Source organism: Burkholderia sp. 567, assembly GCF_040545115.1.
Lineage (GTDB): Bacteria > Pseudomonadota > Gammaproteobacteria > Burkholderiales > Burkholderiaceae > Burkholderia > Burkholderia ambifaria.
Map to the genome: position 1 here is coordinate 87076 of NZ_JBEPLG010000006.1, position 20270 is coordinate 107345.

At 66.9% G+C, this 20270-nt stretch carries 21 protein-coding genes and 1 pseudogene; 13 read left to right on the top strand and 9 right to left on the bottom strand.

All coding sequences use genetic code 11. From position 1 onward, the window contains the following. Window positions 1–282 precede the first annotated feature (282 nt). From ABIC50_RS18520 to ABIC50_RS18565, 10 genes and pseudogenes are all read left to right on the top strand, one after another. Entirely contained in the window at window positions 283–1785 is a 1503-nt protein-coding gene (locus tag ABIC50_RS18520; protein ID WP_354166026.1) for an aldehyde dehydrogenase family protein, read from the top strand. Between the two features lie 72 nt (window positions 1786–1857). Further along, window positions 1858–3198: an aspartate aminotransferase family protein gene (locus ABIC50_RS18525; protein WP_011659154.1), complete on the top strand. Its 1341-nt coding sequence runs from the start codon at window positions 1858–1860 to the stop codon at window positions 3196–3198. Between the two features lie 278 nt (window positions 3199–3476). Next, the gene (locus ABIC50_RS18530; protein ID WP_354166027.1) at window positions 3477–4979 is read left to right on the top strand and encodes an APC family permease; all 1503 of its coding nucleotides are present in this window, start codon (window positions 3477–3479) and stop codon (window positions 4977–4979) included. Beyond that, window positions 4976–5566 carry a DUF3156 family protein gene (locus ABIC50_RS18535; RefSeq protein WP_354166030.1) on the top strand — a complete coding sequence of 197 codons (591 nt, stop codon included), beginning with the start codon at window positions 4976–4978 and terminating at the stop codon, window positions 5564–5566. The genes ABIC50_RS18530 and ABIC50_RS18535 overlap by 4 nt, the downstream gene beginning before the upstream one ends. Window positions 5567–5626: 60 nt before the next feature. Continuing rightward, entirely contained in the window at window positions 5627–6565 is a 939-nt protein-coding gene (locus ABIC50_RS18540; protein WP_354166032.1) for a helix-turn-helix domain-containing protein, read from the top strand. Window positions 6566–6736: 171 nt separating this feature from the next. Beyond that, window positions 6737–7945 carry a porin gene (locus ABIC50_RS18545; protein WP_354166034.1) on the top strand — a complete coding sequence of 403 codons (1209 nt, stop codon included), beginning with the start codon at window positions 6737–6739 and terminating at the stop codon, window positions 7943–7945. Window positions 7946–8042: 97 nt separating this feature from the next. Beyond that, window positions 8043–8176, top strand: a pseudogene (locus ABIC50_RS18550) (phosphatidylinositol-specific phospholipase C); the annotation flags it as partial. 272 nt (window positions 8177–8448) lie between these two features. Next, on the top strand, window positions 8449–8910 hold the full coding sequence (locus ABIC50_RS18555) for a hypothetical protein (RefSeq protein WP_354166037.1): 462 nt from the start codon (window positions 8449–8451) through the stop codon (window positions 8908–8910). Next, window positions 8907–9107 carry a hypothetical protein gene (locus ABIC50_RS18560; RefSeq protein ID WP_175733405.1) on the top strand — a complete coding sequence of 67 codons (201 nt, stop codon included), beginning with the start codon at window positions 8907–8909 and terminating at the stop codon, window positions 9105–9107. Before ABIC50_RS18555 ends, ABIC50_RS18560 begins: the two co-directional genes overlap by 4 nt. A gap of 20 nt (window positions 9108–9127) precedes the next feature. Next, complete coding sequence (locus ABIC50_RS18565; RefSeq protein ID WP_354166039.1) at window positions 9128–9346, top strand: hypothetical protein; 219 nt, start codon at window positions 9128–9130, stop codon at window positions 9344–9346. Window positions 9347–9384: 38 nt separating this feature from the next. Here the strand turns inward: ABIC50_RS18565 and ABIC50_RS18570 are convergent, their stop codons facing one another. After that, on the bottom strand, window positions 9385–9996 hold the full coding sequence (locus ABIC50_RS18570; RefSeq protein WP_011659143.1) for a LysE family translocator: 612 nt from the start codon (window positions 9994–9996) through the stop codon (window positions 9385–9387). An 83-nt stretch (window positions 9997–10079) separates the two neighbouring features. On the opposite strand from ABIC50_RS18570, the gene ABIC50_RS18575 reads away from it, so the two are divergent. Next, window positions 10080–10607 carry a GNAT family N-acetyltransferase gene (locus tag ABIC50_RS18575; RefSeq protein ID WP_175713672.1) on the top strand — a complete coding sequence of 176 codons (528 nt, stop codon included), beginning with the start codon at window positions 10080–10082 and terminating at the stop codon, window positions 10605–10607. A 15-nt stretch (window positions 10608–10622) separates the two neighbouring features. Here the strand turns inward: ABIC50_RS18575 and ABIC50_RS18580 are convergent, their stop codons facing one another. The 4 genes from ABIC50_RS18580 to ABIC50_RS18595 all read right to left on the bottom strand — a co-directional run bounded on the left by ABIC50_RS18580 (window position 10623) and on the right by ABIC50_RS18595 (window position 14480). After that, a complete protein-coding gene (locus ABIC50_RS18580; protein WP_354166041.1) occupies window positions 10623–11684 on the bottom strand; it encodes an alkene reductase in 1062 nt (353 codons plus the stop codon). 72 nt (window positions 11685–11756) lie between these two features. Further along, entirely contained in the window at window positions 11757–12065 is a 309-nt protein-coding gene (locus ABIC50_RS18585; protein ID WP_012366423.1) for an ArsR/SmtB family transcription factor, read from the bottom strand. 186 nt (window positions 12066–12251) lie between these two features. Next, entirely contained in the window at window positions 12252–13145 is an 894-nt protein-coding gene (locus ABIC50_RS18590) for an amidohydrolase family protein (RefSeq protein ID WP_354166497.1), read from the bottom strand. Window positions 13146–13208: 63 nt separating this feature from the next. Then, window positions 13209–14480 (bottom strand): MFS transporter, encoded by a 1272-nt coding sequence (locus ABIC50_RS18595; protein WP_354166499.1) that lies wholly within the window; start codon window positions 14478–14480, stop codon window positions 13209–13211. Between the two features lie 141 nt (window positions 14481–14621). Between ABIC50_RS18595 and ABIC50_RS18600 the strand changes: the two genes are divergently transcribed. Continuing rightward, window positions 14622–15509, top strand: a complete 888-nt coding sequence (locus ABIC50_RS18600; RefSeq protein WP_105833392.1) for a LysR family transcriptional regulator — start codon at window positions 14622–14624, stop codon at window positions 15507–15509. A gap of 88 nt (window positions 15510–15597) precedes the next feature. Here ABIC50_RS18600 and gcvA read toward each other — a convergent pair whose 3' ends face one another. After that, window positions 15598–16497 carry a transcriptional regulator GcvA gene (gene gcvA / locus ABIC50_RS18605; RefSeq protein WP_354166043.1) on the bottom strand — a complete coding sequence of 300 codons (900 nt, stop codon included), beginning with the start codon at window positions 16495–16497 and terminating at the stop codon, window positions 15598–15600. Window positions 16498–16617: 120 nt separating this feature from the next. On the opposite strand from gcvA, the gene ABIC50_RS18610 reads away from it, so the two are divergent. Further along, window positions 16618–17322 (top strand): SDR family oxidoreductase, encoded by a 705-nt coding sequence (locus tag ABIC50_RS18610; protein WP_354166045.1) that lies wholly within the window; start codon window positions 16618–16620, stop codon window positions 17320–17322. A gap of 48 nt (window positions 17323–17370) precedes the next feature. On the opposite strand, the gene ABIC50_RS18615 is transcribed toward ABIC50_RS18610, so the two are convergent. The 3 genes from ABIC50_RS18615 to ABIC50_RS18625 form a co-directional block, all read right to left on the bottom strand. Continuing rightward, window positions 17371–18510, bottom strand: coding sequence for a patatin-like phospholipase family protein (locus ABIC50_RS18615; RefSeq protein ID WP_354166047.1), 1140 nt, complete (start codon window positions 18508–18510; stop codon window positions 17371–17373). A 105-nt stretch (window positions 18511–18615) separates the two neighbouring features. Further along, window positions 18616–18957 carry a cupredoxin domain-containing protein gene (locus ABIC50_RS18620; RefSeq protein ID WP_354166049.1) on the bottom strand — a complete coding sequence of 114 codons (342 nt, stop codon included), beginning with the start codon at window positions 18955–18957 and terminating at the stop codon, window positions 18616–18618. A 23-nt stretch (window positions 18958–18980) separates the two neighbouring features. Further along, window positions 18981–19925 carry a metallophosphoesterase family protein gene (locus tag ABIC50_RS18625; protein WP_354166051.1) on the bottom strand — a complete coding sequence of 315 codons (945 nt, stop codon included), beginning with the start codon at window positions 19923–19925 and terminating at the stop codon, window positions 18981–18983. Window positions 19926–20270 lie beyond the last annotated feature (345 nt).

Consider the following 20270-nt stretch of genomic DNA (forward strand, 5'->3'; position numbering starts at 1 on the left):
CGCTTCCGCCTCCGCCTTCCACCTTCCACCTTCCACCTTCCGCCTTCACGCCGTCACGCCGTCACGCCTTCACGCTTTCACGCTTTCACGCCGCACCATTCATCCGACGATAGCGAGCCATTCGCACGCAGCGTTTCCCCATTCCCGAGCCCCCGCATTTCGATCCCCCAACGCGCTGCCAATTTGCGCTCACCGGGCGCGATCCCCCGTCGATACAGTGGTTCGACGCCCGCATGCCCGCGCGCACGCGGCCCAGCCACGATAAACATCGAGAAGACGCCCATGAGCACCACGAACTTCGTCGCCGTCAGCGACACCGTGCGCACCTTCGTCGCACGCGACTTCGGCCTTTTCATCGACGGCGCGATGCAGCGCGCGCACTCGGCCGCGCGGCTCGACGTGTACGACCCGGCCACCGGCGAGCGGCTCGCGACGGTCGCGGATGCCGACGCGCACGACGTCGATCGCGCGGTCGCGAGCGCGAAACACGCGTTCGACACCCGCGTATGGAGCGGACTGCGCCCGGCGGACCGCGAACGCATCCTGCTGAAGCTCGCCGACCTGATCGAGCGCGACGCCGAAACCCTCGCGCAGCTCGAAACGCTGAACCAGGGCAAGTCGATCCACGTGTCGCGCGCGATCGAGGTCGGCGCGAGCGTCGAATACGTGCGCTACATGGCCGGCTGGGCGACCAAGATCACCGGCCAGACGCTCGACGTGTCGATCCCGTTCCCGCCCGGCGCGCGCTATACGGCCTATACGCGCAAGGAGCCCGTCGGCGTGGTCGCCGCGATCGTGCCGTGGAATTTCCCGCTGATGATCGCGGTGTGGAAGCTGATTCCGGCGCTCGCGGCCGGCTGCACGATCGTGCTCAAGCCGTCGCCGGAAACGCCGCTCACCGCGCTGCGCCTCGCCGAACTCGCCCGCGAGGCCGGCGTGCCGCCCGGCGCGTTTAACGTCGTCACCGGCGGCCGCACGTGCGGCGCCGCGCTGTCGAGCCACCCGTCGATCGCGAAGATCTCGTTCACCGGCTCGACCGCGACCGGCAAGCTGGTAGGCGCGGCGGCCGTGCAGAACATGACGCGCTTCTCGCTCGAACTCGGCGGCAAGAATCCGATCGTGATGCTCGACGACGTGGACGTCGCGCAGGCGCTCGACGGCGTCGCCGCCGGCGCGTTCTTCAACCAGGGGCAGGTGTGCGCGGCCGCGTCGCGCATGTACGTGCACCGCAGCAAGTTCGCGCAGCTCGCGGACGGCCTCGCCGGCGTCGCGCAGTCGATGAAGCTCGGCGCGGGCCTCGACACGACCGCGCAGATCAACCCGCTGGTCTCCGCGCACCATCGCGACAAGGTCGTCCAGCACATCGAGGGCGCGCGCCGCGCGGGCCTCACGTTCCTCGCGGGCGGCACGCCGGCCGACGACCTGCCCGGCTACTACGTGAAGCCGGCCGTGATCGCCGATCCGCATCCGGACAGCGCGATCGTGCGCGACGAGGTGTTCGGCCCGGTGATCGTCGTCGTGCCGTTCGACGATGCGGCCGACGCGGTGCGGCTCGCGAACGCGTCGCCGTACGGCCTCGCCGCGAGCATCTGGAGCAACGACCTGAAGCGGGTAATGAACCTCGTGCCGCAGATCGAGGCCGGCACCGTGTGGGTGAACTGTCACATCCCGCTCGATCCGTCGATGCCGTTCGGCGGCTACAAGCAGTCGGGCATCGGCCGCGAGTTCGGGCAATACGCGATCGAAGGCTTCACCGAAACCAAATCCGTCTGCATCGCGCACTGACGCGCGGCGCCAACACCGACAACCTCGAACCCGAGCGATCGAGGTTCAACCGATCCGAAAGTGGAGATTGCAATGAGCTACAACGAAGCAAAGTTCTGGCACCCGATGCTGCACCCGAACGAAATGAAACAGCGCAAGCCGATCCGCATCGTGCGTGGCGACGGCTGCTACGTGTTCGACGAAGAGGGGCGCAAGCTTGTCGACGGCGTCGCGGGCCTGTGGAACGTGAACGTCGGGCACAACCGCCAGGAAGTGAAGGACGCGATCGTGCGTCAGCTCGACGAACTCGAATACTTCCAGCTGTTCGACGGCATCTCGCATCCGCGCGCGGAAGAGCTGTCGAAGAAGCTGATCGACATGCTCGAACCCGAAGGGATGCGCCGCGTGCTGTACAGCTCGGGCGGCTCCGACTCGATCGAGACCGCGCTGAAGATCGCGCGCCAGTACTGGAAGGTGCGCGGCCAGGCCGACCGCACGAAGTTCATCTCGCTGAAGCAGGGCTATCACGGCACGCACTTCGGCGGCGCGTCGGTGAACGGCAATACGGTGTTTCGCCGCAACTACGAGCCGAACCTGCCCGGCTGCTTCCACGTCGAGACGCCGTGGCTGTACCGCAACCCGTTCACGCAGGATCCGGAGGAACTCGGCCGGATCTGCGCGGAAATGCTGGAGCGCGAGATCCAGTTCCAGAGCCCCGACACGGTTGCCGCGTTCATCGCCGAACCGGTGCAGGGCGCGGGCGGCGTGATCGTGCCGCCGGCCAACTACTGGCCGCTCGTGCGCGAGGTGTGCGACCGCTACGGCGTGCTGCTGATCGCCGACGAAGTCGTGACGGGCTTCGGCCGCAGCGGCAGCATGTTCGGCAGCCGCGGCTGGGGCGTGCGCCCTGACATCATGTGTCTTGCGAAGGGGATCTCGTCCGGTTACGTGCCGCTCGGCGCGACGGCCGTGAACGCGCGGATCGAGGACGCATTCGCCGCGAACGCGGACTTCGGCGGCGCGATCATGCACGGCTACACGTACGCCGGGCACCCGGTTGCATGCGCGGCCGCGATCGCGAGCCTCGACATCGTCGTGAAGGAAGATCTGCCGGCGAACGCGGCGAAGCAGGGCGCGTATCTGCTCGAAGCGCTGCGGTCGTTTCCGGAACGCTTCGCGGCGGTCGGCGAGGTGCGCGGCAAGGGGCTGATGCTCGCGCTCGATCTCGTCGCGAACAAGCAGACCCGCGAGCCGATCGACCCGCTGTCCGGCTATGCGAACGCGGTCGCGGAAGTGGCGCGCGAGCACGGCGTGCTGGTGCGTCCGGTCGGCACGAAGATCATCCTGTCGCCGCCGCTCGTAATCCAGCGCGAGCCGCTCGACCGGATCGTCGACGCGCTCGCGGCGGGCTTCGAGGGCGTGCCGTTCGCGTGAGGACGTAAGGGCCGCGTAAGGGCGTGATGTCGTGACCGCGTGAGCGCGCGACGACGAACCGGCGGTGGAGGGCGGGATAACCCGCTCCCCACCGCCGTTTTGCCGATTTGCGCTATGACCGAACAATTTTGCCTGCGTATTTTTTCGACATCGGATCAAGTTTGATCGACAGGGGCACGGGGTCGAAGCGCTGACGCGCCGCCCAGGGCCGACCGCGAAGCACGGAACGGAACGGGCGCCGCAGCGGCGGCGCCGGCCGAAACAGGAAGGAGACGACGATGTCGGGATGGTCTGGAGTGACCGGCGCCGCGGGCGAAACGCCCGCCGGTGCGTCGGCTGAAGGGGGCGGCGGCACGGTGCTGACGGCGGGCGCGGTCGGTTTTCCGACCGCGCTGGCGAGTGCCGTCGGCCTCATCATGGCGAGCCCGGTGATCCTCACCGCGACGTCGGGCTTCGGGATGGGCGGCTGGGCGTTCGCGGTCGCGATGATCATCGCGTTCGTGATGATGCAGGCGCAGGCGACGACGTTCTCCGAAGCCGCCGCGATGCTGCCGACGGCCGGCTCGGTTTACGATTACCTGTCGTGCGGGCTCGGCCGCTTCTGGGCGATCACCGGCACGATTTCCGCGTATTTCCTCGTCCACGTGTTCGCCGGCACGGCGGAGACGATCCTGAGCGGCATCATGGCGCTCGTGAACTTCGAGTCGCTGAACGCCGCGCTCGAGAAGCACAACAGTTCGTGGCTCGTCGGCGTCGGCCTGGTGGTCACGTTCGCGATCACCAACATCATCGGCATCAAGGTGTTCAGCAAGCTCGAGATCGTGCTGACGGCCGGCATGTGGCTGTCGCTGATGATCTTCGGGATCCTCGGCCTCGCCGCGGCGCCCGCCGTGCATCTCGACGGCTGGTTCGGCGGCTCGGCAGTCGGCACGTCGGTGCCGGCCGTGCTGTCGCTGGTCGGGATGGCGATGTTCATGTTCGTCGGCTGCGAGTTCGTCACGCCGCTCGCGCCGGAAATGAAGGCGCCGGGCCGCACGATTCCGCGCGCGATGGCGCTCGGCCTAGTCGGCGTCGCGATCTGCATGTTCCTGTACGGCGCGGCGATCCGCCGCCAGGTCGCGAACGTGCCGGTCAGCCCCGACGGCCTGACGCACCTGCTCGACACGCCGGGCGCGATTCCCGCGTTCGCGCTGCAGGTGCTTGGGCCGTTCGGCCGCGTGTGGTTCGGCATCGCGTTCCTGTGCGCGGGCGCCGCGACGATCAACACGCTGATGGCCGGGCTGCCGCGCATCCTGTACGGGATGGCGATCGACGGCGCGTTGCCGCGCTGCTTCGCGTATCTGCATCCGCGCTTCAAGACGCCGGTGGTCGGCATCGTCGCGGCGGCGATCGTGCCGATCGCCCACGCCTGGCTGATCCACGGCAACCTCGACAGCATCCTGCACCTCGTGCTCGCCGCGACCTGCGCATGGGGCACCGCGTACCTGCTCGTCACCGCGTCGGTCGTGATGCTGCGCATCCGCCGTCCCGACCTGCCGCGCCCGTACCGTTCGCCGCTGTTCCCGCTGCCGCAGATCGTGTCGAGCGTTGGCATCGTGCTCGCGATCTGGTACATCACGCCGCCCGGCATGAACGCGCGCGACATCTACGTGCCGTTCGGCGCGATGCTCGGGCTCACCGCGCTGTATGCGCTGTTCTGGACAGTCGTCGTGCAGCGCCGGCATCCGTTCAAGCCGGTGCCGGTCGAGGAAGTGCTGCGCCGCGAGCACGTCGCGTCGTGAAGCTCGCGTTCGCCCGGTGGCGCACGGCGCCCGACACACCGCCGCCCGGCCACCGGCCCGGCGCGATCGCCGCGCGCGTGCTGGCCGATCTCGGTGCGGTGCGCGACGCGAACGGCGCCGCGGCCGACACCATGGCCCGGCTGCCCAACGGCGTGCGCGTGCGCGTCGACGAGCGCGTCGAGCGTCAGTTCCTGATGCATACGGTCAGCGTGCAGGTGACGGTCACCGCGCACGGTCCGACCGGGGAAGGCAGCGCACGCGTGCTGCAGACTGGCTGGCTGCGGCGCACCGGCGTCGCGGCCGCACCCGAGCGCGGATGCGACCCCGGATTCGCGCGCGCGGTGGCTGCACTCGTCGCGCAGCCGTCGCTCGCCGACGCGCTGCGCCCGCTGCATCTGACCGATTGCACGATCGCCGCGCACGACGGACGCTGGACACTCGCCGTCGTGCCGTTCGGCGGCAGCGAGGTAGTGAACCGGATGCCGTCGTTTCGCCGCTATGTGCGTCTCACCGGCGAGCAGGCCACCGCGCTGTCGGCGGCCTGTCTCGCATTCGAAACCGCACTGCGCGGAATTTTGCGGGGGTAAGCTGTGCCGTTGCGAGCCGTGCGGCCGCAACGTGGATGCAGGGTTTTACCGGAGACGCCGATGCTGTTCCAGTCACGCTCACACGAAGACGTGCATGACCACGGGCTCGCGATCGCCGGTTGGCATCAGGTCTACCGCCAGATGACGCCGGGCCGGTTCAAGGGCACCGTCACGCAGGTGCTGTACGACGACTTCCATTTCTTCCGCGAGACCACCAACCGGCGTGTCGCGCAAACCGGCCTCGCGCCGGCCCGGCGCACGTCGCTCGCGGTGCCGTTGTCGGTGCCGCTCGCCGGCACGTTCCAGGGCCAGCCGGTCGACGGCTATGCGCTGCTCGCGCTGCGCGCCGGCGAGGATTTCGAATTCCATACGCCGGAAGGGATGGGGTTGGTCGGGATCAGCGCCGCATCGGACATGGTCGACGAGCTGTGCGAAGCCGAGTTCGGCGCGGCCGGCGCGCGCAAGCTGCGGCACGTCACGCGGCTGTCGGACGAGCAGGGCATCGCGCTCGGCGCGCGGCTGTCGTCGCTGATCGACGACGCGCAGCGCAATCCCGGCTGCCTCGAATACGCGGCCACCCGCAAGATGTTCCGCGACGCGATGCTCGGCATGTTCCTCGATGCGCTCGATCAGGGCATCGGCGTCGAGCGCCGCGACATCACGCACGCGACCTACAGCGATATCGTCAGCCGTTGCGAGAAGCATCTGCGCGACCGGCCCGAGGAACCCGTCACCGTGCTCGAACTGTGCCGCGCGCTGCGCTGCAGCCGGCGTACGCTGCAGACGAGCTTCCAGCGCGTCGCCGACGTCACGCCCGTCGGCTATCTGCGCACGATCCGCCTGAACGCGGTGCGGCGCCTGCTGCGTACCACTGGCGCGCACCAGCTGGGCGTGGGCGAGGCCGCCGCGAGCTGGGGCTTCACGCATCTGGGTTATTTCGCGCGCGAGTATCGCGACCTGTTCGGCGAGCTGCCGTCGCAGACCTTGCGTCCCGAATGACGTTTTAGTGCCGCGACGGTGACGCCGCGCGCCCTCGTGGGATACCCGATCGCTTCACCGTTTGCTGATTTGGGATAGAGGTCCCGAATTTTCGCTGGATAGAGTCCTGTCACCCATATCGACAACTCCATCGATCTGCACTGCGAATCGATGACAACAGAGGGGCGGGACATGAAGATCGGACGACGACTGGCCGCGGCGGCGGCCACGCTGGGTTGCATGCATGCGCACGCGCAGACCTCCGGCAGCGTGACGCTGTACGGCACCGTGGACACCGGCATCATCTATTCGACGAACCAGCAGTTCACGCGCGCCGACGGCAGCACGGGCGGCGGCCATGCGTGGCAGATGGGCGGCGGCAACCTGGTGCCGTCCCGCTTCGGCTTCCAGGGCGCCGAACCGCTTGGCGGCGGGCTCGACGCGGTGTTTTCGCTCGAGCAGCAGTTCCTTTCCGCGAACGGGCAGGCGCTGCAGGGCGGCACCGCGTTCAGCCGGCAGGCGTGGGTCGGGCTGCGCCAGGACGGGATCGGCACGCTCGGCCTCGGCCGGCAATACGACTCGTACACGGACATGCTCGGTGCCTATGTCTCCAGCAACAACTGGGCGACGCCGTACGGATCGCATCTCGGCGACGTCGACAACCTGAATGCCGCGTTCAACTTCAACAACGCGGTGAAGTTCACCAGCGCGGACTTCCACGGCCTGATGGTTGGCGGCACGTTCAGCTTCGGCGGGCAGGCCGGCGACTTTTCCGCGAAGCGCGGCTATGCGGTCGCGGCCACCTACACCCGCGCGCCGATCGCGTTCTCGGTCGGCTATCTCGACCTGCACCAGCCGCTCGACGCGGCGCTCGGCGGCGCGAGTGGCTATATCGGCGACTTCGCGTGCAGCAACCCGGGCGCGATGTACTGCCTGCTGCAGGACGCCGGCTCGATGCGCGCGTTCGGCGCGGGCGGCTCGGTGACGCTCGGCGCGGCGACGCTCGCGCTGACCTACACGCACACGCGCCTCGGCGACAGCCGCTATTTCTCGACCGACGCGCAGCCGCGCACGCAGGCGTTCACGTTCGACATCGGCGAGCTGAACGTCACGTACATGTTCACGCCGGCGCTGCAGGGCGGCGTCGCGTACATCTTCAACGCCGCGCACACCGACGGACGCGGCACGACGCGCTTCCATCAGGTGAACGTCGGCACGAACTACAGCCTGTCGAAGCGCACCGCGCTGTACGCGGTCGCGATCGGCCAGATCGCGAGCGGCGCGGGGCTCGGCACCGACGCGAACGGCAACGCGGCGAACTACGCGCAGATCCCGGTGCTCGCGAACAGCAATTCGAGCCGCCAGCTCGCGGTGATGGCCGGGATCCGCGTGAATTTCTGACGGCGCGCGCGGCGGCCGGGTTGTCACCGTGGCGTACGCGCTGTCGATCATCGGCAACGTCGAGATGTTCGATTACCGGAGGCAATGGCAGCGCGCGGGGATTCAAGCGCGGCTCGCGGGCGGTTGCGTGAGCAACGTGGTCCGTGTGGCGCGGTGCTGCTCGATTTCTGCGACGACGATGATTGGGGGTTAGTGCGGGCGCTGGTCGAATGCAATCAGCATGTGCGCGAGTTGCGTCTGCGGCGCGGGTCGATCGGCTGTCGACGCAGGTTCGTGTTGAGTGCGGGTGATCGTGCGTCGATCAGGCGCGTATCGGGTTCGATCGTCACACTTTTTGACGAATCACCGGGCCGCATACAGACACGCGTCAGAGCGATGCACGGTCGTGGTCTCGAGGTTGCCGAGTCGTTTGAACAAGATTCGAGCCGGACCGGATGCATTTGGCGATGCCGCTCGCGCATTGCTTCATTGCTAGAATCTCCGCTCTTTCATGGGGATTCCACATGACGCAGTGCAAGACCTTCTACGGCGCATTCAAGCAAAACATGGATGCCCTCGGTTTGCCGGCGCCAACCAGTCTGTTTGCTGCCCAGCAGACAGCAATCGGCACGCTGACGACCATTCTTGGGGCGCTCAGGACACTCGGGCCAACTGCCACGATCGGCGAACTGATCGGTGCCACAACCGGGCTGGAACTGCTGGCAGCCGCTTCTGCACTCGGGGCGAGCTTTTACGTTGGAGCGGTGATCGGCAGTCTGATTGTTGCTACAGATGCGTCACTGGTGTGCGATCAACGCGGCATGGTTGCCGTGGATGGAATTCGCGGCTGGGCGACCCGTCGCGGCCTTGCGGTTCCGCAAGACGTTTATCGTGTGATCGCGCTGCATCCGGAGGTTTTCCATCCGACGCCGGGAAGTGCGACGTTTGCCATCCGTGCACGAGCAATCGGGAGGTCGATCGCGTGAGCAAAGTTTCAGACAGGATCGGCCTGATCGCCGCGGCAGTGGTGGTCGCCGCCGCCTCGTGGACATTGCTGCACTACTCCGGGAACTGGTTCTTCCCTGTTGCGACGCTCATCGCGCTGGCTGCGCTGCTTGCAGAGAATCGGCGGTTGAAGAAACGTCTGCGCGACCTGGGAGAAGACTCACGCACGCGCAAATAACCACGTGATGGACCAGCGAGATGGACATTCACGCGATTAGCAGCGAGGCTGATTACGAAGCCGCCCTGAAGGCGGCGTCCGCGTTTGTCGATCTGGACCCTGCACCGGGCACGCCGGAAGGCGACGCGTTGGAATCCATCGCGATCCTGATCGAGTGCTATGACGTCGAGCATTTCCCGTTGGCTTCGCCGAACCCGATCGACGCGGTTGAATTTCGGAGGGAGCAAGCCGGCGTGTGACCAACGGCGGCGTCGTAAGCGACCACGCCCATGCCGGCTCAACGCGTCGCGATCGCCACCGCCGCACCCGCCATCGCGGTCGCGCTCGTGCGGTTCGCAATCCGCTTCGCGCGTGCCGAAGTGAGAAACGCGCGCGCACGTGAAGCAAGCAGCGACCAGAAGCAATCGGCGAGGATCAGGATCGCGAGCATCGTGCCGACGAGCTCGGCCCACGCGACGACCCCGACATGCGTCAGGTCGACGATCGTCGGCAGCAGCGCGAGATAGAACAGCATGATCTTCGGATTGCCGAGCGTGACCAGCGTGCCCGCGACGAACATGCGCCACGGCGACTGGCCGCGCGGCAGGTCGTCGGCATGCGTGTCGGTCGGCGCGGTCCACATCTTCCACGCGAGGAACAGCAGATACGCGACGCCGAGCAGCTTCAGCACGAGCAGGCCCGTCGCGAACGTGCGCGCGAACGCGGACAGCCCGGCGACGGCCAGCGTGAGCCACAGCGCCTCGCCGATCCACATCGCGGCGAGGAACGGCAGCACGTCGCGCACGCCGTTCGTCAGCACGCGCGCGACGAGCGCGGCGACGCTTGGGCCGGGCGTGCCGGCGGTGACGAGCAGGGCGATGGCGAACACGGCGAGCGCGGACAGCGTCATGACGAACCTCGTAGGCAGGGACGTTCGAAAGGTATGAAGTTTCGATTATAGTGACGGCCGTTTCCCCCGCCTATCTCGTCGTGATGACAGCATCGATCCGGATTCGTCCCGCCACCCGGGAAGACGCGGCCGCCATGGCCGCCGTGGAAGTGGCCGCCGCCCAGCGCTTTCGCGCCATCGGCATGGTCGATATCGCCGAGGGCGAACCGACCGACGCGGCCGACGTGCTCGTGCGCATCGACGACGGTCGCGCGTATGTCGCAACGGACGATGAAGGGACGTGCGTGGGCTTCGCGTTCTACCGGCTGCTCGATGCGCGGCGGCTGTATCTGGAGGAACTGGATGTCGCGCCGTCGCATGCGGGGCAGCGGATCGGCGCGCGCCTGATCGAGCGGATCATGACGCGCGCCGCGCAAGACGGCATTGCCGAGGTCGTGCTGTCGACGTTCCGCGATGCGCCGTGGAATGCGCCGTACTACGCGCGCCTCGGTTTCCACATCGTCGACGACGCATCGCTCGACCACACACTTCACGCGATCCGCGCACATCACGTTGCGCGCGGCCTCGACGAGACGCGGCGCGTGTTCATGCGCGCTGACGTGCGCGCATGAACGTGTCGCCGGCCGTCAGGCCGCGTCGCTGAGCGCCGGGTAGTCGGTGTAACCCGTTTCGCCTTCGGCGTAGAACGTCTCCGGCACCGGCTTGTTCAGCGGTGCGCCGATTTCGAGGCGGCGCGGCAGGTCCGGATTCGCGATGAACAGCTTGCCCCACGCGATTGCATCGGCGTTGCCGCTCGCGAGCGTGTCCTGCGCGGATTCGAGCGTGAACTGCTCGTTCGCGATCAGCGGGCCGCCGAACGCTTCCTTCAGGTGCGGGCTCAGGTGGTCGCCCGAATACGACTCACGCGTGAAGATGAACGCGATCTTGCGGCGGCCGAGTTCGCGCGCGACATAGCCGAACGTTGCTGCCGGATCGGAGTCGCCCATCGTGTGCGCATCGCCGCGCGGTGCGAGGTGCACGCCGACACGGCCCGCGCCCCACACGTCAATCGCCGCGTCGACCACTTCGAGCAGCAGGCGCGCGCGATTTTCGATCGGGCCGCCGTACGCGTCGGTGCGGTGATTGGTGCTGTCCTGCAGGAACTGGTCGAGGAGGTAGCCGTTCGCGCCGTGGATCTCGACGCCGTCGAAACCGGCCTTCTTCGCGTTCTCCGCGCCCTTGCGATACGCGGCGACGATGCCCGGGATTTCATCGAGTTCGAGCGCGCGCGGCGTCACGTACGGACGCTGCGGGCGCACGAGGCTGACGTGGCCGCCCGCGGCGATCGCGCTCGGTGCGACCGGCAGGTCGCCGTTCAGGAACACCGGATCGGAGATCCGGCCGACGTGCCACAGCTGCAGCACCATGCGGCCGCCGGCCGCGTGCACGGCCTGGGTCACGCGCTTCCAGCCTTCGACCTGCTCGTCGGACCAGATGCCGGGGGTATCCGCATAGCCGACGCCCTGCGGCGTGACCGAGGTCGCTTCGCTGATGATCAGGCCGGCCGATGCACGCTCGGCGTAATAGCGGGCCATCAGGTCGTTCGGCACGCGCGTCGCGCCCGCGCGGGAGCGGGTGAGCGGTGCCATCACGATGCGGTTCGGCAGCGTCAGATCGCCGAGGGTAACGGGGTCGAACAGAGTGGGCATGGCAAATAACCTCTTCACGAAAGGCGGGGTGGCCGTCGCGTCGTGCGCGGCGGGTGGCCCGCATGGCCTGGATCAGAGTTCGCGGCGCAGAGCGTCGAGAAATGCGTCGATGACGGCCTCGTTGCGCCGGAAGAACGCCCACTGGCCGATCCGCGTCGATGTCACGAGCCCCGCGCGCTGCAGCGTCGCGAGGTGCGCGGAGACGGTCGACTGCGACAGCCCGCAGCGCGCGTCGATCTGCCCGGCGCAGACGCCGTGGTCGTACGGCAGCGTCTGCTCGGGGAAATGCGCGCCCGGCGTTTTCAGCCAGACGAGAATTTCCCGGCGCAGGGGGTTCGAAAGCGCTTTCAGGATCGCGTCGATGTCGAGTTCGGTCGGCATGGAAAGGGCGTGGTGTTTCGGCGTTCGTGGGGAACACCGGCGCAAACAGGTATCGTCGATGGGCGAATCATATATCGGAAATAGACGATATGTGCGAAGGCACTGACGAGTGTGGGGTTGTTTATCGATCTCCGACCACGGCCCCTCGAGCGGCGTCCTTGTACTGCGGGTGCGTATTCGTGCACGCTAAAACCTGAAAAGCTCCGCCGCGGAGGTCGTCATCACTCTGTCTCTGGCGGCACGGTCGGGAATCCAGTATTCCAATGCGCTCAGGGCCCCGTCATAGTCGATCAGATGACGATGCTGCGTGTGAGGCCAGTCGCTGCCCCAGACCATGCGCTCGGGGCCGAACGAATCGAGCAGAGCGGTGGCAAGCGCCCGTCCGTGCTCGATGCCGTTCGAATTTTCGGCGCTGCGATAGGCGGCGGAGAGCTTGACCCAAACGTTGCCCGAGGTGGCCGTCGACTGCAAATGGCGAAAGCCGGCATCCGCGGCGCGCAGCTGCGCATCGGGCCGCCCGAAGTGATCGACGACGACCGTGCAATCGTGTCGAAGCAGCGCATCGAGCACGACCGGCAGAGCATCCGCATTCGCTTGAACCTCGACATGCCAACGTAGTGCGTTCAAGCGTGGGAGGAGCGCGGACCATCGGCCATCGCGGAAATCCGGCAGTGCAACCCCTATCAAATTCAGCCGCGCACCGACGATATGTGCGGCGTCCAGCGCTTCAAGCTCGGCATCCGTGACCTCTGGCGCGACAACGGCAACACCGCGAAAGCGTCGCGGATAGCGCTCGCATACCGCGCGCAGGAACCCGTTGTCGGTGCCGAGAAAGCTCGGCTGCACCAGCACGCCTTGGGAGAGACCGTGCGCCGCGAGCTGCGCGACATATTGATCGAGCGTTGCATCGTAGTCGGGCGCGTGACGGCGGTGTGCCGCGAGCGGCAGGCCTTGCACGAAGATGTGGGCATGCGCGTCGACGCCGGTGATGCCTGTCGCGGTTTCGTCGAGCCACGCCAGGGACGCGGGGGACAGGCCGTCGAAGGGGGCGGCCGGGAGTGCGGGCGGGAAGCGGTCCATCGTGTCGGGGCGTGAAATCAAATTGACGTTGGAGTGATGCATCGACGTACGCGTGCCGCGTGCTCAGTGGCGCGAGATGGCCTGCGCGCCGTTCTCGTGCGGCGACGCGACGAGCCGGCGCCGGGTGTCGGGCAACATCAGCGCGGCGACGACGACGAGGCCGTATGCGGCGCCCGCGTCGATGCCCAGTGCCGAACCGAGCGACATCGATCCGCTCATGTGACCGATCAGCACCGGAAATGCCGCCGATGCGATGCGGCCGAAGTTGTAGCAGAAGCCGACACCGGTGCCGCGCACGCCTTGCGGATACAACTCGTTGAAGAGCGCGCCGAGCGTCGCGGGAATGCCGGCTGAAAAGAGGCCGAGCGGAAAGCTCAGCAGCAGCATCGTGGTGTCGCTGATCGGCAGCAACGTGTAGACGTTGACCATCACCGCACAGCAGACGGCAAAGAGGATCACGTTCCAGCGTCGCCCGATGCGGTCCTGCAACCAGGCGCTCACGAAACATCCGATGATGAATGCGACGATGACGACCGCGAGATAACCGCCGGTGCCCAGGATCGACAGATGGCGCTCGGTCTTCAGATACGTCGGCAGCCACGTCGTGATCGCGTGGTAGCCGCCGTGCGCGCCCAGTCCGATCAGGCCGCCGACGATCGTGGTGCGTATCACCGCAGGATCGAAAATGCCGGCGGCAATGCTGAATACGCCGCGGGGCGCGGAATCGTCGGTTTCAGTGTGCGGCTCGCGCGGCGGCTCGGCCACGTTGCGGCGCAGGTAGAGAACGAGCAGGGCCGGGACGAGACCGATCGCAAATAGCACGCGCCAGGCCCATTGCGGCGAAACGAGCGAGAAGACGGCGATATAGAGCAGCACCGCGGCGCCCCAGCCGAATCCCCAGGCGCTCTGCACGATGCCCATCGCCTTGCCGCGATGCCGCGGGTTCATCGTTTCGCTGAGCAGGACGGCGCCCGCCGTCCATTCGCCGCCGAAGCCGATGCCTTGCAGCGCCTTCAGCACAAGCAGCTGCTCGAAGGTTTGGGCAAACGCACTCAGAAACGTGAAGAGCGAGAACCAGATCACCGTGATCTGAAGTGCGCGCACCCGGCCGACGCGATCGGACAGGATGCCGGCGAGCAACCCGCCGAGTGCGCCGGCCACGAGCGTCGCACCGCCGATCAATCCTGCCTGACCTTTGCTGATGCCCCACGTGGCGAGGAGCGCCGGGATCACGAGGGAAAAGACCTGCGTATCGACGGCGTCGAGCGCCCATCCGCCGAAGCAGCTCCACAGTGTTCGCCGCTCGTTGGGCGTGATTTCCTCATACCAGCGCATGGTCGTCTCCTCGTGCAGGCCGCTGCGAAGCTGGACGGGCGGCCGCTGTTGATCGATTTGACGCCATTCTATGAACGTGAGGAACGCGTGCATACTATGAAAACGTTGTTCATTCATAGCATCGTGATATGGAAGGCGATCATGGAATCGATTCGCACGCTCAAATACTTTCTCGCGATCGTCGATGCGGGAAGCGTCACCGGCGCGGCGGCGCAGCTCGGGATAGCGCAGCCGGCGCTCAGCCAGGCCATGACGCGGCTCGAGAAGGATCTGGGCACGAAGCTGCTCGCGCGCACGCGTCGCGGCGCGGCGCTGACGCCCGCGGGCGAAGCGATCGCGGAGGACATTCGTCTGAGTGTGTCGAGGATCGAGGCGGCGGAAAAGCGGGCCCGCGATATCGGCGCGCAACGTGGCGGCAGGCTGACCATCGGTTTCGCGTCAGCGGCGCTGTTCGAGGTCATGCCCCGCGCGATCGCCGCATTGCGTGACGCGATTCCCGATGTCGAGCTGACGTTGCGGGAAATGAGCAACGCGGAGCAGGCCAGCGCGCTGGAATCCGGCGAAATAGATATCGGGTTGCTGCATACGCCTGTTGCAGTCCGCGGCCGGATGCGCGAAAAGCTGATCGTCCGCGAACGCTTGCACGCGGTCGTGCCGGCGTCGCATCCGCTGGGCGAGGATGGCAAGCTCGGCCTCGCGGAACTGGCGAGTATGGGTTTGGTATGGTTTCCGCACGGACAGCTGCCGGTGGTGCGAGCCGGCATCCTCAGTGCGTTTCGCAAGTTCGGTTGCGAAGCCAATGTCGTTCAGGATGCCAATCGATCGCTGACGGTGCTCGCGTGCGTGGCCGCTGGTTGCGGCGCGTCACTGTTGCCGCGATCCGTCAACGCGATTCAGTTCGCGGGCGTGCGCGTGTGCGAAGTGCGCGAAGGCGACGCGCTGCCGCTCTTCGAACTCAGCGCGATCTGGCCGCATCGTTCGCGTCCGACACTGGCCGACAAGTTTGCGGCGCTGCTGAACAGCGGTTGATGCAGGCTCGCGGCCGGAAGGCGCGGGACCGGCGCTATCGCATGCGATGCTTCCTTGTCGTTCGTCAATCGCTGCGGGTGCCGGGCGATCACGCTTTCCCGTACTGCGCAAACAGCCAGCGCCGCATGGCCTGCAACGCTTCCGAATGCGCATTGGCCTGCGGGAAGACCACGTAAAACCCGAGCGACATCGGAAACGAAAAATCGAACACGCGGCGCAGCCTGCCTTCCGCGATGTCGCGCTCGACGAGCGGCTCGCTGGTCAGCGCGATGCCTTGACCGGCGACCGCGGCGTCGATCGCAAGCAGCGACTGGCTGAATCTCGGCCCTTTCGTCGGATCGGCCCGACCCTTTCCACCGAGTTTCTCGATGAACTCGGGCCACAGATCGTGCGCGTCGTGCAACAGCGGATGTGCCGACAAGTCCGCGGGCGTGCGGATCGGCGGGCCGCCGTCGAGCAGCTTCGGGCTGGCGACGGCGAAGATGTCGAGCGGAGCCAGCAACTCGGCGGCCAGGCCGGCCGGGAATGGCGGCTTGCTCAGTCGAATCGCGATGTCGACGCCGTCAGCCCGAAACGACGCGAGCCTTTCGTCGGCGATGACGCGAACCTCGATGTCGGGGTGCAGCCGGCCGAAGTCCGCCAGGCGCGGAATCAGCCACTTCGACGCGAACGACGGCGTCGTGCTGACCGCCAGCACCGTCGGGCGCTGCCCGAGGGCGTCCGTGGCATCGGAGATGATCTGCAGCGCGCGCTGGACCGACGAAAAATACTCGAGCCCTTCGCGTGTCAGCGCAAGCCCCCTGGGCAAGCGCCGAAACAGCTGAACCTCCACGACGTCCTCCAGATGCCTGACCTGCTGCGCGACCGCGCCCTGGGTCACGCCGAGTTCGTCGGCGGCCAGCCGGAAATTGAGGTGGCGCGCAGCGGCCTCGAACGCGCGAAGCGCATTGAGCGGCGGGAACCGGCGGGCACGCGACAAAGCATTCATGCAGTAGAAATTCTACAGGGTGGATGGAGAAATCATCGTTCGACAAGGCGATTATAGAGTCCTACAGTGGCGCTTTGGATCGACGATCACGGCGCTGAGCCGACTATCCGGGAGAACGGCATGACTGTAGAGAAAGTGGCTTTGGTGACGGCGGCGGGCAAGGGCATGGGCGCCGCAATCGCGCGAGACCTCGCGAACGACGGCTATCGCGTCGCGCTGATGTCGCAGTCCGGCAGCGCAGTCGAGCTGGCGCAGGAACTGGGTGGTTTTGGCGTTGCCGGGTCCGTTACCGACGACGCCGACATCGAGCGTTTCGTCAACGAGACGCTCGCGAAGTATGGCCGGATCGACGCGGTCGTCAACAACACCGGACATCCGCCGAAGGGCGACTTGCTCGCCATCGAGGACGACAAGTGGCACGAAGGGCTCGACCTGATCGTGCTCAACGTCCTTCGCGTGCTGCGCCGCGTGACGCCCGTCTTCCTGACGCAGGGCGGCGGCGCGGTGGTCAATATTTCGAGCTTCGCGGCCGACGCGCCCGAGCAGGCGATGCCGGTGTCGTCCGCGCTGCGCGCGGCGCTGAGTTCGGTCACGCGCCTGTACGCCGACCGGTATGCGAAGGACAACATTCGCATTAATTCGGTGCTGCCGGGCTTCATCGACAGCTGGCCGGAGACGCCCGAGATCGTTGCCCGCATTCCGGTCGGCCGTTTCGGCAAGACGCAGGAGATCGCGCAGACCGTGAGGTTCCTGCTGTCGGACGGCGCCGGCTACATCACCGGGCAGAACATTCGGGTCGACGGTGGCATCGTGCGCGCGCTGTAAGCCGGATCCAGGGCAGGACGATGCGCGGGCAGATGGCCGCCCGCGGCATCAGTTGTGCCGTTCGCCGATCCTGTTCTCTTCCGGACTCCAGACGCTGAGCCCTTGCGTCGGGTCCAGCGGCAGCTCCCACGGGCGCGCGGCGATCGCCTGCATCGTCGCGTCGAACCCGGCCTGACGGCGCGCCGCGATGCCGTCCGGCGTGAAATCGATGTCCTTCCACTGATCGTCGCCGTCGAGGCGCGGCGCCGCGAGCTTGATCACGTGCATCGTGGTCTGGCAGCCCCACGCGGCGAGCGCCTGCACGTCGGGCGACTTGCGTTCGGCCTCCGGCAGCCGCATGACCAGTTCCTTGATCACGTGACGCAGTCCGTGAATCTGCTGTTGCCGCGCGATGTTGCTGTCCGTGCGGCTCGCATACTGGATGTCCTTCTGCCGCTCCGACACCTGCCAGATGCTTTGCGGCTCCGGCCCGACCGGATTCCACATCTGCACCGAGAAGATGATCGAGCTGCGGCGCGGCGCGTCGTCCAGCACGACTTCGACCGGCGTATTCGAATAGATGCCGCCGTCCCAGTAGGGCGCGCCGTCGACCCGCACGGCGGGGAACGCGGGCGGCAGCGCACCCGAGCTCATCACGTGATCGAGGTCGAGCGGCCGGTCGCGCGAATCGAAATAGCGCATCGTGCCGGTGCACGCGTTGACCGCGCCGACGGTGAGCCGCGGCCGGCGCGCGTTCAGCAGGTCGAGATCGATCAGCGACGCGAGCGTGTCGCGCAGCGGCTCGACCAGATAGTAGGACGCGTGCTCCACGCCGACGCGCGCGAGCGGCCCCAGCCATGCGGCAGGATTCGGCCGGAAGAATCCCGGAATGCCGGCGCCGATGACCGCGAGCTCGGCGCCGATCTTGTCCCAGGTGGTCGGGAAGCCCGGCACGTTCACGGCGGGCCGTTCGGTCACGTGGCGCCAGAATTCGGCCATCCGCTGCGCGCGGTGTCCGGGTGCGTTGCCGGCGATCAGCGCCGCATTGATCGCGCCGATCGACGTGCCGATGACCCAGTCGGGCTGGATGCCCGACGCGTCCAGCGCCTCGAATACGCCGAGCTGGTATGCGCCCAGCGCGCCGCCGCCCTGGAGCACGAGCACGACCTGGCCCGGCAGTTTCGGATGTGCGGGTTGACTTGCCGTCATCGCTTTCCTCGCAGTCGGTGACGGCCGGCGGGTTCCGGCCGAATGGAACCAGTGTAGGCGATCGACGCGCACCGTCCGTCATGCCCGATCGTGGCGCGTGCCGTGTCATTCCACGGTGATGGTCTCCTTCATGTACGGATGAATCCCGCAGAACACCTTGTAGACACCCGGCTTGTCGAAGCGGAACGAGTAGGTCTCGTCCTGGTCGAGCGCTTTCGAACGAAAGATGCCCGCGTCGTTGACGACGGTGTGCGGTTCCGCGTCGAGGTTCTTCCACGTGATCGTCGTGCCGGCCTTGATCGTGGTCGACATCGGCGAAAACATGAAATTGCGGATCGTCACGAGCGGGCCGGCCGGGGTTTGCGCGAACGCGGCAAGCGGCGTGCCGGCGGCGGCCGCGCACACGATCAGCGCGGCCGGCAGCATCGAGGGCTTGAAGAAGGTCATGTCGGTCTCCTTGCGTGTCCGGATCAGGCGAGCGTCGTGTCGCGCAACGACGCTGTCGTGGGATGGCCGGCGAAATCGACGGTCGTTACGCCGAGCATCGCGGGCAGCCGGTCGCGCGGCACCGTGAGCGGCACGGGGCCCGGGCCGTTGCCGGCGGTCGGCTGCGGGAACGCGGTGGAGCGCGCGGTATGGAACGTCACGTTGCCCTCGACCTTCGACACGATCTGGTGGATGTGCCCGTTCAGCACGGTGACCGAGCCGAAGCGGCGCAGCAACGCCATCGTCTGCGGCGCATCGCCGGTGCCCCAGCCCCACGGCTCGTAGATGGTCCACATCGGCATGTGCGAGAACACGACGATCGGCGTGCTCGACGACTGCCCCTTCAGGTCCTGCGCGAGCCACGCGAGCTGTTCGTCGCCGAAGCTGCCGAGCCCGTTCGGCTTGAAGTGCATCACGTTGACGAGCGCGACGAAGTGCACGCCCGCATGATCGAAGCTGTAGTAGCCGCGGTTGTCCGACGCCTTGCCGAACCGGCTGAAATATTCGGCGCCCGAACCGTCGGTCACGTCGTGTTCGCCGGGCACCGTGTGCAGTTCCGGCACGCGCAGCGCGGACAGCAGCTGCGACGCGTGGTCGAATTCCTCCGGTTTGGACAAGTGCGTGATGTCGCCGGTATGGATCGTGAGCGCGGGCGTGGTGGACATTCCGTTGACGAGGTCGATGGTCTGCCGCAGCGTGGCCGCGACGTCCGGATTCGCGTCCTTGTTGAAGCCGATATGCGTGTCGCTGATCTGTACGAACAGCGGCCGCCCCGCCTTCGCGGGGACGGCGGCGCCGCTTTGCGCGAGCGCGAGATCGAACGGCGTCAGGATGCCGCCCGACAACGTAAACAGCGTGCCGAGGCCGCCGAACGCCATGCATTGCAGGGCCTTGCGGCGCGACGGGCGGGTAGGGGTCGATGAAGACATGGGAGCCTCGCAATCGTATGACGTAACCGGACGGCCGGATCGTCCTGGAATAAGCCGGCGCATTCGCATGCCATACCGGCGCGACGACGGATTTATTCCCACGTATGACGAAGTTGGGCCCCGCTGTTCGCGGCTTGCGGCGCGATGACGAAGCGCCGACGCATGACGTGTCAATGTCCTGTAAGTGACACGTCACAGTTGCGTCATCCGCGCCCGATAGCCTGCGACACCGAATCACCTTCTCCGGAGCCCCTCATGCTGAATCTCGCGGCTACGGAAGCCAGCGGTGCGGCCAGTCATCGCACGCACATCCTCAGCCTGGCGCTGCCTTGTCAGGTTGCCGGC

Excerpts from the sequence above, each read along its gene's own strand:
- ABIC50_RS18620 (WP_354166049.1), bottom strand. The coding sequence starts at position 18,957 with ATGACCTTCTTCAAGCCCTCGATGCTGCCGGCCGCGCTGATCGTGTGC.
- ABIC50_RS18575 (WP_175713672.1), top strand. The coding sequence starts at position 10,080 with ATGACAGCATCGATCCGGATTCGTCCCGCCACCCGGGAAGACGCGGCC.
- ABIC50_RS18525 (WP_011659154.1), top strand. The coding sequence starts at position 1,858 with ATGAGCTACAACGAAGCAAAGTTCTGGCACCCGATGCTGCACCCGAAC.
- ABIC50_RS18595 (WP_354166499.1), bottom strand. The coding sequence starts at position 14,480 with ATGCGCTGGTATGAGGAAATCACGCCCAACGAGCGGCGAACACTGTGG.
- ABIC50_RS18600 (WP_105833392.1), top strand. The coding sequence starts at position 14,622 with ATGGAATCGATTCGCACGCTCAAATACTTTCTCGCGATCGTCGATGCG.
- ABIC50_RS18610 (WP_354166045.1), top strand. The coding sequence starts at position 16,618 with ATGACTGTAGAGAAAGTGGCTTTGGTGACGGCGGCGGGCAAGGGCATG.
- ABIC50_RS18615 (WP_354166047.1), bottom strand. The coding sequence starts at position 18,510 with ATGACGGCAAGTCAACCCGCACATCCGAAACTGCCGGGCCAGGTCGTG.
- ABIC50_RS18580 (WP_354166041.1), bottom strand. The coding sequence starts at position 11,684 with ATGCCCACTCTGTTCGACCCCGTTACCCTCGGCGATCTGACGCTGCCG.
- ABIC50_RS18625 (WP_354166051.1), bottom strand. The coding sequence starts at position 19,925 with ATGTCTTCATCGACCCCTACCCGCCCGTCGCGCCGCAAGGCCCTGCAA.
- ABIC50_RS18545 (WP_354166034.1), top strand. The coding sequence starts at position 6,737 with ATGAAGATCGGACGACGACTGGCCGCGGCGGCGGCCACGCTGGGTTGC.
- ABIC50_RS18565 (WP_354166039.1), top strand. The coding sequence starts at position 9,128 with ATGGACATTCACGCGATTAGCAGCGAGGCTGATTACGAAGCCGCCCTG.
- ABIC50_RS18570 (WP_011659143.1), bottom strand. The coding sequence starts at position 9,996 with ATGACGCTGTCCGCGCTCGCCGTGTTCGCCATCGCCCTGCTCGTCACC.
- ABIC50_RS18540 (WP_354166032.1), top strand. The coding sequence starts at position 5,627 with ATGCTGTTCCAGTCACGCTCACACGAAGACGTGCATGACCACGGGCTC.
- ABIC50_RS18590 (WP_354166497.1), bottom strand. The coding sequence starts at position 13,145 with ATGGACCGCTTCCCGCCCGCACTCCCGGCCGCCCCCTTCGACGGCCTG.
- ABIC50_RS18555 (WP_354166037.1), top strand. The coding sequence starts at position 8,449 with ATGACGCAGTGCAAGACCTTCTACGGCGCATTCAAGCAAAACATGGAT.
- ABIC50_RS18520 (WP_354166026.1), top strand. The coding sequence starts at position 283 with ATGAGCACCACGAACTTCGTCGCCGTCAGCGACACCGTGCGCACCTTC.
- ABIC50_RS18585 (WP_012366423.1), bottom strand. The coding sequence starts at position 12,065 with ATGCCGACCGAACTCGACATCGACGCGATCCTGAAAGCGCTTTCGAAC.
- ABIC50_RS18530 (WP_354166027.1), top strand. The coding sequence starts at position 3,477 with ATGTCGGGATGGTCTGGAGTGACCGGCGCCGCGGGCGAAACGCCCGCC.
- gcvA (WP_354166043.1), bottom strand. The coding sequence starts at position 16,497 with ATGAATGCTTTGTCGCGTGCCCGCCGGTTCCCGCCGCTCAATGCGCTT.